This is a genomic window from Salinivibrio sp. PR6 (genome assembly GCF_001995955.1).
GTDB lineage: Bacteria > Pseudomonadota > Gammaproteobacteria > Enterobacterales > Vibrionaceae > Salinivibrio > Salinivibrio siamensis.
The window spans coordinates 293,625-308,173 of the sequence record NZ_MUFA01000007.1 but is presented as its reverse complement, the minus strand read 5'-3'; the positions used below and the strand labels follow the sequence as shown (position 1 = coordinate 308,173).

At 50.8% G+C, this 14,549-nt stretch carries 15 protein-coding genes; all 15 read right to left on the bottom strand.

The genetic code is table 11. From position 1 onward, the window contains the following. Positions 1–25 precede the first annotated feature (25 nt). The 15 genes from rnhB to rpsB all read right to left on the bottom strand — a co-directional run bounded on the left by rnhB (position 26) and on the right by rpsB (position 14,540). The gene (gene rnhB / locus BZG72_RS08695; RefSeq protein WP_077666562.1) at positions 26–625 is read right to left on the bottom strand and encodes a ribonuclease HII; all 600 of its coding nucleotides are present in this window, start codon (positions 623–625) and stop codon (positions 26–28) included. After that, complete coding sequence (gene lpxB, locus BZG72_RS08690; protein ID WP_077666561.1) at positions 618–1,772, bottom strand: lipid-A-disaccharide synthase; 1,155 nt, start codon at positions 1,770–1,772, stop codon at positions 618–620. The genes rnhB and lpxB overlap by 8 nt, the downstream gene beginning before the upstream one ends. Then, complete coding sequence (lpxA, locus tag BZG72_RS08685; protein ID WP_046074186.1) at positions 1,772–2,560, bottom strand: acyl-ACP--UDP-N-acetylglucosamine O-acyltransferase; 789 nt, start codon at positions 2,558–2,560, stop codon at positions 1,772–1,774. Before lpxA ends, lpxB begins: the two co-directional genes overlap by 1 nt. A 2-nt stretch (positions 2,561–2,562) precedes the next feature. Next, positions 2,563–3,015 (bottom strand): 3-hydroxyacyl-ACP dehydratase FabZ, encoded by a 453-nt coding sequence (gene fabZ, locus BZG72_RS08680; RefSeq protein ID WP_046074224.1) that lies wholly within the window; start codon positions 3,013–3,015, stop codon positions 2,563–2,565. Positions 3,016–3,098: 83 nt separating this feature from the next. Beyond that, positions 3,099–4,124 (bottom strand): UDP-3-O-(3-hydroxymyristoyl)glucosamine N-acyltransferase, encoded by a 1,026-nt coding sequence (gene lpxD / locus BZG72_RS08675; RefSeq protein WP_046074185.1) that lies wholly within the window; start codon positions 4,122–4,124, stop codon positions 3,099–3,101. A 14-nt stretch (positions 4,125–4,138) separates the two neighbouring features. Further along, positions 4,139–4,648, bottom strand: coding sequence for an OmpH family outer membrane protein (locus BZG72_RS08670; RefSeq protein ID WP_046074184.1), 510 nt, complete (start codon positions 4,646–4,648; stop codon positions 4,139–4,141). Between the two features lie 20 nt (positions 4,649–4,668). After that, positions 4,669–7,101: an outer membrane protein assembly factor BamA gene (gene bamA / locus BZG72_RS08665; protein WP_077666560.1), complete on the bottom strand. Its 2,433-nt coding sequence runs from the start codon at positions 7,099–7,101 to the stop codon at positions 4,669–4,671. A 33-nt stretch (positions 7,102–7,134) separates the two neighbouring features. Further along, positions 7,135–8,490, bottom strand: a complete 1,356-nt coding sequence (rseP, locus tag BZG72_RS08660) for a sigma E protease regulator RseP (protein ID WP_077666559.1) — start codon at positions 8,488–8,490, stop codon at positions 7,135–7,137. Further along, entirely contained in the window at positions 8,487–9,683 is a 1,197-nt protein-coding gene (gene ispC / locus BZG72_RS08655; protein ID WP_077666558.1) for a 1-deoxy-D-xylulose-5-phosphate reductoisomerase, read from the bottom strand. The genes rseP and ispC overlap by 4 nt, the downstream gene beginning before the upstream one ends. 18 nt (positions 9,684–9,701) lie before the next feature. Further along, the gene (locus BZG72_RS08650) at positions 9,702–10,553 is read right to left on the bottom strand and encodes a phosphatidate cytidylyltransferase (RefSeq protein ID WP_046074180.1); all 852 of its coding nucleotides are present in this window, start codon (positions 10,551–10,553) and stop codon (positions 9,702–9,704) included. A 15-nt stretch (positions 10,554–10,568) separates the two neighbouring features. Further along, the gene (locus tag BZG72_RS08645; protein ID WP_046074179.1) at positions 10,569–11,339 is read right to left on the bottom strand and encodes an isoprenyl transferase; all 771 of its coding nucleotides are present in this window, start codon (positions 11,337–11,339) and stop codon (positions 10,569–10,571) included. Between the two features lie 75 nt (positions 11,340–11,414). Next, positions 11,415–11,972 (bottom strand): ribosome recycling factor, encoded by a 558-nt coding sequence (gene frr / locus BZG72_RS08640; RefSeq protein ID WP_046074178.1) that lies wholly within the window; start codon positions 11,970–11,972, stop codon positions 11,415–11,417. A 53-nt stretch (positions 11,973–12,025) separates the two neighbouring features. Continuing rightward, the gene (pyrH, locus tag BZG72_RS08635; RefSeq protein WP_046074177.1) at positions 12,026–12,754 is read right to left on the bottom strand and encodes a UMP kinase; all 729 of its coding nucleotides are present in this window, start codon (positions 12,752–12,754) and stop codon (positions 12,026–12,028) included. An 82-nt stretch (positions 12,755–12,836) separates the two neighbouring features. Then, positions 12,837–13,679: a translation elongation factor Ts gene (gene tsf / locus BZG72_RS08630; RefSeq protein ID WP_077666557.1), complete on the bottom strand. Its 843-nt coding sequence runs from the start codon at positions 13,677–13,679 to the stop codon at positions 12,837–12,839. A gap of 132 nt (positions 13,680–13,811) precedes the next feature. Continuing rightward, the gene (gene rpsB / locus BZG72_RS08625) at positions 13,812–14,540 is read right to left on the bottom strand and encodes a 30S ribosomal protein S2 (RefSeq protein WP_046074175.1); all 729 of its coding nucleotides are present in this window, start codon (positions 14,538–14,540) and stop codon (positions 13,812–13,814) included. Between the last annotated feature and the right edge of the window lie 9 nt (positions 14,541–14,549).

Sequence of the window (14,549 nt, the reverse complement as noted above, 5' to 3'; positions counted from 1 at the left end):
ATAGGGCTGGAATTCACCACACGCACTAGTCAATGCCCAGTGCGCGCTTAACAGGTTTAAAACTTTTGCGATGCATTGGCAGAGCGCCATGCTCGGCCAACGCCGCCATGTGGACCTTAGTGGGATAGCCTTTGTGTTGAGCAAACCCATAGTTCGGGTAAGCGGCATCCAACATGGCCATTTCATGATCGCGATCGACTTTCGCCAAGATCGAGGCAGCGCTAATTTCTGCTACCCGCAGGTCCCCTTTTACCACGGCTTGTGCCGGCATCGGCAAGGGTGGTACCCGGTTGCCATCAATTAATGCGTAATCAGGGGTGACCGATAAGCCATCAATCGCACGCTGCATCGCCAGCATGGTCGCATTTAAGATATTCAGCGAATCGATTTCATCAGGCTCTGCGCGCCCCACTGACCAAGCCAATGCTTTTTGTTTGATTTGATCATAGAGCGCGAGCCGTTTTTTCTCGCTCAACTTTTTCGAGTCCGTTAGACCCGCAATAGGCTGAGCCGGATCGAGAATCACCGCGGCAGTGACCACGGCACCGACCAAGGGCCCACGTCCGACTTCGTCGACCCCCGCGATAAGCTGTGCGTCAGGGTAGTGAAAAGGGTGTTCAGTCATGGCTATCTAATAAATTTAATACGGCATTGGCTGCAGACGTATCCGCATCTTTGCGGATGGTGTGATGCAACTCAGTAAAGGTGGTCAACAATGCCTGGTTATCACTGTCTAATTGCGCACTGACCGCGTCAGCCAGTGCGCCTGGCTCACACTCTTCTTGCAGCAGTTCCGGCACTAAAGGCGCGTCAGCGAGAATATTGGGTAAGGAAACATACTGCGTTTTAAGCAGGCGTTTGGCAAGCCATGCCGTGACCGGCTTGACCTTGTATCCCACCACCATCGGGCGTTTAAGTAACATGCACTCTAACGCTACGGTGCCAGAAGCGAGCAGCACCGAGTCGGCGGCGCTAATCACTTGGCGCGCCGTATCATCAACCAGGGTAAATGAAAGCTCTGGCGCGATCGCTTGCCAAGCCTGCTCAAATTGCTGTCGCCGGGTTTCATTAACGAGCGCGACCACAAACCCCAAGTCCGGATATCGCGCCGCCAGTTGCTGACACGCTTGTAAAAACGGCGGAGCTAACATCGACATTTCACTGCTACGGCTGCCAGGCAGCACTGCTAACCAACGTTTTTGGCTATCTAACCCAAGAGCACGCTGCGCGGCGAGTTTGTCCACCTGCATCGGAATGCTATCGGCCATGGTATGGCCAACAAACGCACAAGGCACATTAAACCTATCGTAAAACGCTTTCTCGAAGGGCAAAAAAGCCAGAACCAGATCAGTGGCTGCAGCAATCTTAAAAATCCGCTTTTGCCGCCATGCCCACACTGATGGGCTGACATAGTGAACGGTTTTGATCCCCGCTTTTTTTAATGATGCCTCGAGACGTAAATTAAAATCTGGGGCATCGATACCAATGAACACATCCGGCGGATTGACGGTAAAATGCTTGACCAACGCCGTTTTTACTTTCAGCAAACGTGGCAGTCGTCCTAGCACTTCCACCAGCCCCATCACAGAAAGCTCTTCCATATCGAACAAGCTGTGACAGCCTTGAGCCATCATTCTTGGGCCACCGATACCGACAAACTCAACATTAGGGTGTTGAGCTCGCATCGCTTTGATCAGGCCTTCACCTAAAACATCGCCGGAGATTTCTCCGGCGACGATTCCAACGCGTAATGGACGTTCACTCGGTAACATTAACGAATAACGCCTCGCGTCGAACGCTCAAAGAAGTCAATGAAAAGAGCCAGCGCCGGCTCGCTCTCGGCTTGCTCTGCAAGCTCTTTTTTCACTTCTTCTAAGGTTTTACCGGAGCGGTACATATTTTTATATACCGCCCGAATGGCGCGAATCGCTGATTTTTCAAACCCGCGTCGCTTCAGGCCTTCCACATTAATACCAAATGGCGCGCAATGATTGCCCTGTGCCATCACATAAGGGGGGACGTCTTGAACCACAATCGAGCCACCGCCGAGCATGGCATGGCTGCCAATCACACAGAACTGGTGAATGGCTGACATGCCACCGACAATCGCATAATCATCGACATGAACGTGGCCCGCTAAGGTAGCGTTGTTGGCAAAAATACAATGATTACCGACCACACAATCATGGGCGACGTGGGCATTAATCATAAACAGGTTGTCGCTGCCAACTTTGGTTTCGCCTTTATCTTGGACCGTACCACGGTGCATCGTCACGCTTTCACGAATGGTGTTACGATCACCGATTTCTAGCGTGGTTGGCTCCCCAGCATATTTAAGATCTTGGCACGCTTCACCAATGGAAGCGAATTGATAAATGCGATTGTCTGCGCCGATACGGGTCGGGCCTTTGATCACAACATGTGTCATCACCTCGGTACCTGTACCGATTTCAACCCCTTCGCCAATATAAGAAAAAGCGCCGATTTTTACGTTTTCGCCCAATACGACGCCGTCTTCGACAACCGCAGTGGGGTGAATGTAAGCCGTTTCGTGGATCACAATTAGATCTCTCTTCTTGCGCACTTCAGTTCCGCCGAGCAGACAACCTCGCCGTCTACTTTCGCCACCCCATTAAAGGCCGCAATACCTCGACGCTCTTTAATAAATTCCACCTCAAGCACCAATTGGTCACCCGGTGAGACCGGACGGCGGAATTTCGCATTATCAATGCTTGCAAAGTAGTATAGCTCGTTGTCTTTCGGCTTACCGAAGGTCTTAAACGCCAACAAGCCTGTTGCTTGCGCCATGGCCTCTAAAATGAGTACGCCTGGGAAAACAGGCAATTGCGGGAAATGACCCGTAAATTGAGGCTCATTGACAGTGATGTTTTTAATCGCGTGAAGGTATTGCCCTTCTTCAAAATCGATAACGCGATCAATCAACAAAAAAGGATAGCGGTGTGGTAACAGCTCTTTGATTTCGTTGATATGTAGAACTTTGTTTTCGCGAGTCAAGGTAGTATTCCCGTTCAAATCCAATACTGACTTCATTAACGCAAAACGGCCCGCGTTGCTAAGGCGGGCCTGTCATCTCGGCGTTAATCTTGTTTTTCGAGCTGATTTTCCAGCTCTTTGAGCCGCTTGTGCATCTCATCAATCTTGAGTACACGCGCGGCAGTCTTCCGCCACTCGCGGTTGGGCTGCAACGGAATGCCGGACGAATACATGCCCGGCTCAGTGATTGGCCGCATCACCATCGCCATTCCCGTGATGGTCACGTTATCTGTGATTTCCATATGGCCATTAAACACGCTGGCGCCACCAATGATGCAGTGTTTACCTACCTTGAGGCTGCCTGCCATGACAGTCGCGCCGGCGATTGCCGTGTTCTCACCGATCGACACATTATGCGCAATCTGACACTGGTTGTCGATAATCACCCCATCGGCAATTTCGGTATCATCCAGTGCACCCCGGTCAATGGTGGTGCACGCACCAATTTCGACCCGATCCCCAATCACAACGCGGCCAAGCTGAGGGATTTTAACCCACTTGCCTTTGTCATTGGCATAGCCAAAGCCGTCCGCACCGATCACGGTACCCGCTTGAATCAAGCAGTCTTGCCCTATCACTACCTCATGATAAAGGGTGACATTCGCCCAAAGCTTGGTCCGAGCGCCCACCTTTGTCCCTTTGCCGACAAAGCAACCCGCACCGATTTGCACACCATCACCAATGAGCGCGCCGGATTCAATCACCGCATTCGGTCCAATCGCCACACCTTCTCCCAACACTGCATCATCGGCCACCACCGCGGATGGGGCAATGTCGGTGGCGCAAGCTGGCGTCGAGTCGAGAATTTGCGCGACGTGGGCATAAGCCAAGTAGGGGTCTGACACCACCAAGGCGTTGCCTTGGCAGTACGATAGATCGCCCTCTTTTAGCATCACAGCGCTGGCGCGGCAGAGTGCCAAATTTTTACGGTATTTAGGGCTGGATAAGAAGGTGATTTGCCCTTCTCCCGCTGAATTCATCCCTGCAAGCGAGGTTATCGTTACAGCGCCATCTCCGTGGAGCTGTGCATCCAGTTTATCCGCTAATTCAGCGAGAGTAATCGAAACCATGGGCTCCTCGACTGTTATTTAACTGCGTTGATCACTTTTTCAGACAAGTCATCACTTGGGTTGGCGTATAAAACGGCATTGGCGTCAATCACCATGTCGTAGCCTTCTTGCTCAGCCACTTGATCGACCGCTGTCTTCAGCTTTTTGACCAGTTTAGACTCTTCTTGACCACCACGCTTGCGTTGATCTTCTTGTAACGCTTTCACTTTCAGCTTGTAATCGGACTCCATTGATTGGAGTTTACGCTGAAGCGTTACGCGCTCGTCTTCACTCATCAACTCACCATTACGTTTGAGCTTTTCCACGCCTTCAGAGAGCTTCTCTTTCAAGCGCTCAATTTCGGCCACTCGGTCTTTAAACTCACCGCGTAGCTTCTCATTGAGGTTGTTTTTCTTCGCCAATTGCGACATCACGGCCCCGGTTGATACATAGCCCACCTTCTGTGCAGCATCAGCCGCTGATGCGTACATGGACGTCGTCAATACCGCGACACTCAGTCCCGCTGCTTTCAAAAATGATTTCACAATAGTCTCCTTTCTGATCATCAGAATGTGCGCCCGATCGTGAAGGTAAAGAACTCTTCATCGTCGCCAGGCTGGCTTGTAATAGGTTTTGCGATGGAAAATACCAAAGGTGCCATCGGGGACATCCACTGCAGTGCCATACCATAAGAGGCACTGATATTGGATGGATCTGAATAATCCTTAATGTTATCTCGGCCACTGTAATTAGCAGCAGCGGATACGTCATACTCGGTATCCCACACTGAGGCAGCATCAATAAACACACTGGTACGGATTTGTTCGCGCGCTTCCTCTGAGGCGAACGGCGTTGGCACAATCAGCTCAGCACTGGCGCGTGCCATAGCGTTACCACCGACGGAGTCTGAAGAGCCGTAATCCCCTTCATTTTTCTCAACATCGTCACTACCAGGCTGCGTGGAACCACCGTCCTCATACACCGCTTTCGGTCCCACCGAGTTCGAGCGGAAGCCACGCAGTGACGAGAAGCCCCCCGCGTAATAGTTCTCATAAAACGGCAGCATGTGATCTTGGCCATTGGTTTGCCCATAACCGTTACCATACGCAAGTCGGCCACGCATCAACAGCGTAAACTCGTGCTCTTGTGTCAGCGGCACGTATTGGCGGATGTCATACTGCATTTTAAAGTACTGTACATCCGAGCCGGGTACCGTCATCCGATACGAGGCACGTTGGTAGTTACCTGCGGTTGGGAAATAGCCGCGGTTGAGGTTATTGCGCGTCCAGGATACTGAAATATCAAAGTCGTCAACTTCCAGGCCTTCATTGTGATTCAGGTTATCCTGATGACGCTCCAAAAACTCATCAATTTGATAATAACGGCCGAGGTTCTCAATCTTGTTATGCGTGTACCCTAGCGAGAAATCAATCGAGTTCAGCTCATCAGTCCAAAAACCCCAGGTGAGGTTGGTACCGTAACTTTGGTTGGTATACTCAACGATGTTAGCGTCACGGGCTTCAAACTCGTTATAGAATACCTTACCGCCCAGGCTCACACCGTCGAGCGTAAAGTAAGGATCACGGTACTCAAGCGTCAGGTTTTTGCGATAGTCGTTGACCATGGCGTTGATACCGAACCGGTTCCCAGTGCCCGCAAAGTTATCTTGCTGTAAGCCGAGCTGTAAGCTTGCGCCTGACTCGGTGCCATAACCGATACCAAAGTTGATACTACCTGAGTTAGCTTCTTTAACTTTGTAGTTAACGTCGACTTGATCATCAGTGCCTGGTACGCGCTGAGTGTCCACTTCAACATTCTGGAAAAAGCCGGTTCGACTGAGACGCTCTTTACCGCGGGTGACCGCTTTTGAGTTAAGCCAAGTGCCTTCAAGCTGTCGCATTTCACGGCGCAACACTTCATCTTTGGTGGTGGTGTTGCCTGAAAAACGGACATTGCGCACGTAAATACGCTTTCCTGGCTCGACATTGACCGTTAACGACACTTGCTGATTGTCATCATCAAAGCTGGGTAAGGTGTTCACTTTGGGGTAGGCAAAGCCCGTCTCGCCTAAGTGGCGTTTGATCGCCTCTTCAAGTGCAGTCACTTTATCACCGTTATAGGTATCACCACGGGTGAAGGTGACTAATGAACGGTAAATCTCTTCATTCTGTGGATCACCACGAAAGTCCAAATCAGCGACCTGATAAGGCTTGCCTTCGTTGACATTCAAGGTGATGTAGACCCCTTTTTTGTCAGGTGAGATAGCCACTTGTGTCGACTCAACACGGAACTTAAGGTAACCGCGATTGAGATAAAAACTGCGTAGTTTTTCAAGATCGCCTGCAAGAACCTGTTTTTGGTACTTTTCGTTGGCGAGGAAGTTCCACCACGGCACGTCGGCACGCAAATCAAAATTATCACGCAGCTGCTCATCACTGAACACGTCATTGCCGACAAAGTTAATTTGCTCAATTTTGGCCGATACGCCCTCAGTGAAAACAAATTTCAAATCGGCACGATTACGCGGCAAGGGAGTAACCACCGCTTTCACCGACGCACTGTACTTACCGACGCTGTAGTAAAAGTCTTCAAGACCTTTTTCGATTTTGCTCAGTTGGGTGCGATCGAGCGCTTCACCGACACGAAGGCCTGACGATGTCAGGTTCTCTTTTAGCTGCTCTTCCTTAATCGCCTTATTCCCTGAAAAGGAAATACTGGCAATGGTCGGACGCTCTACCACTTTGACCAGCAGTGCTTCGTCATCGCGGTAAACTCGCACATCCTCAAAGTTACCAGAGGCAAAAAGTGCATTGATAATGTCAGCCACATCGTCGTCGTCCACTTTGTCGCCGACACGCACTGGCATTGACAACAAAGCGGCCCCTAGACTGACTCGTTGCAGTCCCTCAAAGCGGATATCGCTGACTTGAAATGTGTCAGCATGCGCCATACTACTGCTTACTAAAAGAGACGCTATTAATAGTTTTTTCATCGCCATCTGCTATCTGACTTATCCTTGAATACTAACCGTTTAAAGTCGGGCGAAGTCGTTAAACAATGCCACTGCCATTACCATCATCAACACGGCAGCGCCGATTCGATACCCAAAGTCCTGCACACGCTCCGATACCGGTCGCCGTGTGACAGCCTCAATCCCAAAGAACAGCAAATGGCCGCCATCCAATACGGGCAGAGGGAGTAAATTGATAATGCCTAGGTTCACACTAATCAGTGCCATAAACCCTAAAAATGAGATCAGCCCGATCTCCGCGGTCATCCCCGCGCCTTTTGCTATCGATATTGGGCCACTCAAATTATTCACCCCAACATCGCCGGTAATCAGTTTTTTGATCATATTGACCGTCATACTGATCACTTGGCCTGTTTTCCCCACTGCCTCCGGTATCGCTGCGAATGGTCCATACTGTTGGGTGAATCGATATGACTCGGGCCACTCGTCCATTTGTGGCGCAATGCCAGCATAGCCTGTGACCTCACCATGACTGCGACGCGCATCCGGCGTTAATACCACAGATTGACGCTGTCCCTGTCGCAATATTGTCAGCGACAGGGGTTGGTCTGGGCTCGCTTTAATCACCTCGACCAAGCGCTGCCATGACGACAGCTCGGTATCAGCCACTGCAATAATTTTGTCGCCTTGCTTGAGACCCGCTTGCTCTGCCGCGCTTCCTTCTACCACTTGCGCGATCGATAAAGTAATCGCAGGGCGATAGGGGGTGATCCCCAGCGTCGTCAGAGGTGATTGGTGCTCTGGGTCAAACTGCCATTGGCGTAAATCCAGTTGATAGTCTCTGCCATAACTAGACGTTGGGCTCGGTTTGGCGGTGAGGGTCATGCTCTCATCACCAATGTGACCCATCAACGCAAAATTAACAGCTTGCCAATCAGCGGTTTCGACGCCTGAAACCTGGGTTAGTTCCATACCTGGTTCAATTCCCGCTTCTGCCGCGATCGAATTGGGTGCAATTTCACCAATCACAGGTTTGACGGCAGGAACACCTATCATCATCACCAGCCAGTATGCAAAAACGGCAAATACGAAATTAGCGATGGGGCCAGCGGCAACAATAGCACTGCGCTGCCACAAAGGCTGGTTGTTAAATGCGCGTGGTTTATCGGCATCCGGCACCGCTTCGATGCGCTCGTCCAGCATTTTGACATAGCCGCCAAGGGGGATGGCGGCAATCACATATTCGGTGCCATCCTTACCAAATTTTCGCCACAATGCGCGACCAAAACCAATGGAAAAGCGCTCCACTTTCACGCCACAACGGCGAGCCACCCAAAAATGGCCGAACTCGTGAATCGCAACCAGTATGCCCAACGCGACGATAAACGCCGCTGCATTCCATAGAAACCCGCTCATGGTGTCACCTTAGCAATCTGCTCATTTGCAGTGATGCGCGCTATTCTATCCAGCTCAAATAAGCAATCCAAGCTTGTTGGCGTAGGAAGCGAGGACTGGGTCAAAACCTGTTCATTGATACGCGCAATATCCATAAACCCGATTTTTCCTGCCAAAAAGGCTGCCACCGCCTGTTCGTTGGCCGCATTCAAGCTCGTCGTCGCCGCTTGTCCTTGCTCGCAGGCCGCGATCGCGAGCGATAAGCAGGGATATCGTCGAGCATCCGGTGCCATAAAGGTAAATTCGCCAATTTGGGTAAAATCCAGCGGCGCAACGGAGGCATGAACACGCTCAGGGTACCCCATCGCATGAGCAATAGGGGTACACATATCTGGCGTCCCTAATTGTGCTAACACCGAGCCGTCACACATTTGCACCATGGAGTGGATCACTGACTGAGGATGGATCACCACCTCCAGCTGTTCAGGCTTGGCGTTGAATAACCAACGCGCTTCTATGTATTCCAAGCCTTTATTCATCATGGTGGCTGAGTCGACTGAGATTTTAGGGCCCATCGACCAGTTCGGATGTGCGACTGCCTCTTCGACGCTCACATTGGTAAGACTTTGCGGTTCGCGATAACGGAACGGGCCACCAGAGCCGGTTAACAGGATTTTGCTGACCCCCGCGGCATGAAGATCGCAACGCCCAGGTGTGTGTTGAACCGCCTGCGGCAAGCATTGAAAAATGGCATTGTGTTCACTGTCGATAGGGAGCAGCTCGGCGCCATACTGGTAAACGGCGTCAATAAAGAACTGTCCAGACATCACTAGGGCTTCTTTATTGGCAAGCAGAACACGTTTGCCCGCCTTCACCGCCGCCATGGTCGAGGATAACCCTGCCGCCCCAACCACGGCAGCCATCACCATATCTACCTCAGGTAGCGAAGCCAGTTGACACAGCCCCTCCTCTCCAGCAAGCACCTCGGTAGCTAAGCCTTTGCTCGCGAGTCTTTTTCTAAGCTGCTGAGCCGCATCGTGGTCGGCCATCGCCGCATAAACGGGCTGCCAATAAAGACACAAAGCGGTCATTTTTTCCACATTGGTATGGGCAGCCAGTGCCACTACCTCATACTGCTCAGGGTTCGCTTCAACCACTTTCAATGTGCTTGAACCAATCGAACCTGTCGCGCCTAACACGGTGATTTTTTGCATTTCAACGACTCGTTTCACTTAATTCGCAAACGCGAAGTACAACACGGTAAAAACAGGGAATGCCGCCGTCAGACTATCAATACGATCGAGAATGCCGCCGTGACCGGGCAGCAGGTTCCCGCTGTCTTTAATCCCTGCCACACGCTTAAACATGCTTTCCGCGAGATCCCCCAATACCGACGCAAGGGCCGTCACCATTGCAATCGCCAACAAGATACCGAGGTTGGCAAAATGAAGCTCGAGAACATGGGCGCCAAGCCAGGTCACACCGACCGCTGCGGAAAGTCCACCCAGCAACCCTTCGAGGGTTTTATTAGGGCTTACCGCCGGCGCCATTTTGTGTTTGCCAAATTTCTTGCCGGCAAAGTAAGCGCCACTATCGGCGCACCACACCAAAACAAAGACCAGCAAGACTAGCTTCGCACCGTAATAGGTCGAAAACTGATAGTCCGCCGCCCGCAATAACAACACACTCCACATAAACGGCAGCATAGTAAGCAGGCCAAAGACAAGACGGAGTAGCTTGCTGTGAGTCCAATAGTTACCCGAGCGCGGGAACGCGAGCACTAAAACGGTGGCAAACAGCCACCACGCCGCCCCCGCAGCAGCAACCGCAAAAGGCGGAAAACGTACGTGCCCCAATGCCATGGCATCAAAAGGGAGAGCAAACAGAGACAATGCCAACGCAGCAGCGGGAATGATAAAAGTCAGCAGGCGTGAAGACGCTGAAACAAATTGCGTCCACTCCCATAGCCCAATAAGCGTGACGACCGCTATCGCTGCCACAAAGGCAGGAAAGGGTAAGTAGAAGACGCCCGCGACCACTAACGGGACTAATAAAGCCGCGGTTAAAACTCGTTGTTTGAGCAAACTGATTCCTCGTGGTTACTTATCCGTTGTTATCATGGCTTTGATTTGCTCGCCCGTGCAACCAAACCGTCGCTCCCGGTTGACGTACCAAGCCACAGCATCATACAAACTCTGTTCGTTGAAGTCCGGCCAATATTGCTCGGTGAAACACAGCTCGGCATAAGCGGCTTGCCATAAAATAAAGTTACTAATGCGACACTCCCCGCTGGTGCGGATCATCAAGTCCACATCCGGCAAGTCGGCCAACATGAGATGGCGCGCAATATCTTGTTCGCCAATATCATTGGGCTGCAACTGTCCTGCCGCGACTTCTTCAGCCACACGGCGTGTGGCCTGAGTGATGTCCCACTGCCCTCCATAATTGGCAGCAATATTGAGCACTAAACGGTCATTGTCGGCCGTTAGGGCTTCGGCTTCGGCTATTTTGGCTTGCAGTGACGGGCTAAAGCGAGAGGTATCACCGATGATACGTAGTTGCACCCCATGACTGTCGAGTCGTTTGACTTCACGAGAAAGCACATTGATAAACAGCTCCATCAATACACTCACTTCGTCTTCAGGGCGACGCCAGTTCTCGCTGCTAAATGCAAACAAGGTGAGGGCTTTGACCCCGATTTCAGACGCTGCTTTCACCGTTTTACGCACCGCTTTCACACCCGCTTTATGTCCAAACACACGGGCTTTGCCTCGTGCCTTGGCCCAGCGTCCATTACCGTCCATGATTACGGCAATGTGCTGCGGTAAAGCGGCAGATTCGAGCTGCGCATCAAGAGACTGGGAACTCATGTTTCTCCTTGGCAAATAAAAAGCGCTGTACTGCACGCACAGCGCTTTAGCATCGGCGGTAAAGTCTAATGAGATTTAGACTTCCATCAACTCTTTTTCTTTTGCATCAAGAAGTGCATCAACATTCTTGACCGCTTCGTCAGTCAACTTTTGAATATCATCTTGCGCACGACGTTCGTCATCTTCAGAGATTTCTTTGTCTTTAAGCAGCGCTTTAAGCTCATTGTTAGCGTCACGGCGAATGTTACGAATAGCCACACGGCCTTGCTCGCCTTCGGCACGCACTACTTTCACCATGTCTTTACGACGCTCTTCGGTCAGCGGCGGCAAAGGGACACGGATCACGGTGCCGGCTGAGGCTGGATTGAGACCCAAGTCTGAGGTCATGATTGCTTTTTCAACCGCTTGAGTCACTTGCTTGTCGTATACGCTGATCGCCAACGTACGCGCATCTTCAGCCACGATAGAGGCGAGCTGATTAAGTGGCGTTGGAGCCCCATAATACTCGACAGTGATCCCCTCCAGTAAACTGGGGTGAGCACGGCCTGTGCGCAATTTACCTAGCGTGTGTTTTAGCGCCTCTACACTTTTATCCATACGCGCTTTCGCGTCGTCTTTTATGTCATTAATCACGGGAGTATCCTTGCGATTGAATTAGTTTGTAAGATTATGCCACCAATACCGGCTTAGCTGTTAGTGATCAAAGTGCCTTCTGCCTCGCCCATCACGACACGGCGCAATGCACCTGGCTTGTTCATATTAAAGACACGAAGTGGCAACTTATGATCGCGTGCTAACGTAAATGCGGCCAAATCCATCACTTTCAACTCTTTTTCTAAAACATCTTGATATGTCAGCGAGTCATAAAGCGTTGCATCCGGGTTTTTGGTTGGGTCATCACTGTAAACACCATCAACCTTGGTTGCCTTAATCACGATATCAGATTCAATTTCGATACCGCGTAAGCACGCCGCCGAATCCGTGGTGAAGAAAGGGTTACCTGTCCCGGCGGAGAATATCACCACGCGACCATTGCGAAGCTGGCTAATCGCTTCTGCCCAATTGTAGCTATCACACACACCATTCAAGGGAATGGCTGACATCACTCGCGCGTTCACATAGGCACGATGAAGTGCGTCACGCATTGCCAATCCGTTCATCACGGTGGCTAACATACCCATGTGATCGCCCACAACACGGTTCATTCCCGCCTCAGCAAGACCAGCACCACGGAATAGATTACCGCCGCCGATAACCAAACCCACTTGAACACCCAGCTCGACCAGTTCTTTGATTTCTTGTGCCATGCGATCTAGCACGGCGGGATCAATCCCGAATCCATCATCGCCCTGCAGGGCTTCACCGCTAAGTTTAAGTAAAATTCGTTGATAAGCTGGCTTAGGATTTGTAGTCATTTCACTACCTTTCTATTAGGCACTAGTTAGGGAAGAAGGTTATGGAAGACCGCGGCGAGCACCGCGGTCTGAGTCAGAAAAATTAGCTTTGTTGTGCCGCAGCAACTTCTGCAGCAAAGTCTACTTCTTCTTTCTCGATGCCTTCGCCCACTTCAAAGCGGATGAAGTCGGTCACTTCGGCACCTTTCTCTTTCAGCATTTGGCCCACAGTTTGTGATGGGTCCATGACGAATGCTTGACCCGTCAGAGAAATTTCACCGGTGAATTTCTTCATGCGGCCAGCAACCATTTTCTCTGCGATGTCAGCAGGCTTGCCTGATTCCATTGCGATATCAACCTGAATTTGCTTCTCTTTCTCTACCACGTCGGCAGGTACATCTTCAGGGTTAACATAGTCAGGCTTAGACGCTGCAATGTGCATAGCCACGTGCTTGATGGTTTCTTCGTCCGCTTTTGCCGCAACGATAACACCGATGCGACCGCCGTGACGGTAAGAACCCACTTTCTCGCCTTCGATGAATGAAACACGACGGATATCCATGTTTTCACCGATTTTCGCGACTAGATCAGCACGCTGCTGTTCAAATTTTTCTTTCAGTGCGTCGATGTCAAGGCCTTCAGCCAGTGCAGTTTCAGCAACTTGATCAGCAAATTCCGCGAAGTTTGCGTCTTTTGCAACGAAGTCAGTTTCACAGTTGATCTCAACGATCGCTGCTTTGCCTTCGTTTTCTTTCACTAGGATCACACCTTCAGCAGCAACACGGCCAGCTTTTTTCGCTGCTTTTGCCGCACCGCTCTTACGCATGTTCTCGATTGCCACTTCGATATCTGCGTTCGCTTCAACCAGTGCTTTTTTACATTCCATCATGCCAGCGCCAGTGCGCTCGCGAAGTTCTTTAACCAGGGCAGCGGTAACAGTTGCCATTGTTCAATCCTCGATTCGAAACTATTTGGGTAAAAAACAGGGGCCCGAAATCGGCCCCTGCTAACCATACTTAGCTTACAGCATGAAAGATGACACGCTGATGGCTAAGAACGCTCACAAGGAGCTGTCGTCTTATTCAGCGACTTCAACCAGCTCGTCTTCTGCTTGCGCAACGATGTCTTGGCTACGGCCTTCTTTGTAAGCGTCAGACGCGGCATTCAGGTAAAGCTGGATAGCGCGGATTGCGTCATCGTTACCTGGAATGACGTGGTCAACGCCGTCTGGGTTAGAGTTAGTATCTACCACTGCAAATACTGGGATACCCAGGTTGTTCGCTTCTTTGATGGCAATGTGCTCGTGATCCGCATCGATAACGAACATTGCATCAGGCAGGCCGTTCATGTTCTTGATACCACCCAGTGATTTGTCGAGTTTTTCCATCTCACGGGTGTACATCAGTGCTTCTTTCTTGGTCAGCTTCTCAAACGTACCGTCAGTAGACTGAGTTTCCAGGTCTTTCAGACGCTTGATAGATGTACGAACGGTTTTCCAGTTAGTGAGCATGCCGCCCAACCAACGGTTGCTTACATAAAACTGCTCGCAGTTTTCTGCTGCCGCTTTTACCGCTTCGCTTGCTGCGCGCTTAGTACCAACGAACAGGACTTTACCTTTACGCTCACCGATTTTTGACAGTTCAGCCAAAGCATCGTTAAACATTGGTACAGTTTTCTCAAGGTTGATGATGTGCACCTTGTTACGTGAACCAAAGATGAAAGGCTTCATTTTTGGGTTCCAGTAACGAGTTTGGTGACCGAAGTGTACGCCCGCCTTGAGCATGTCGCGCATTGAAACAGTAGCCATGATAATTTC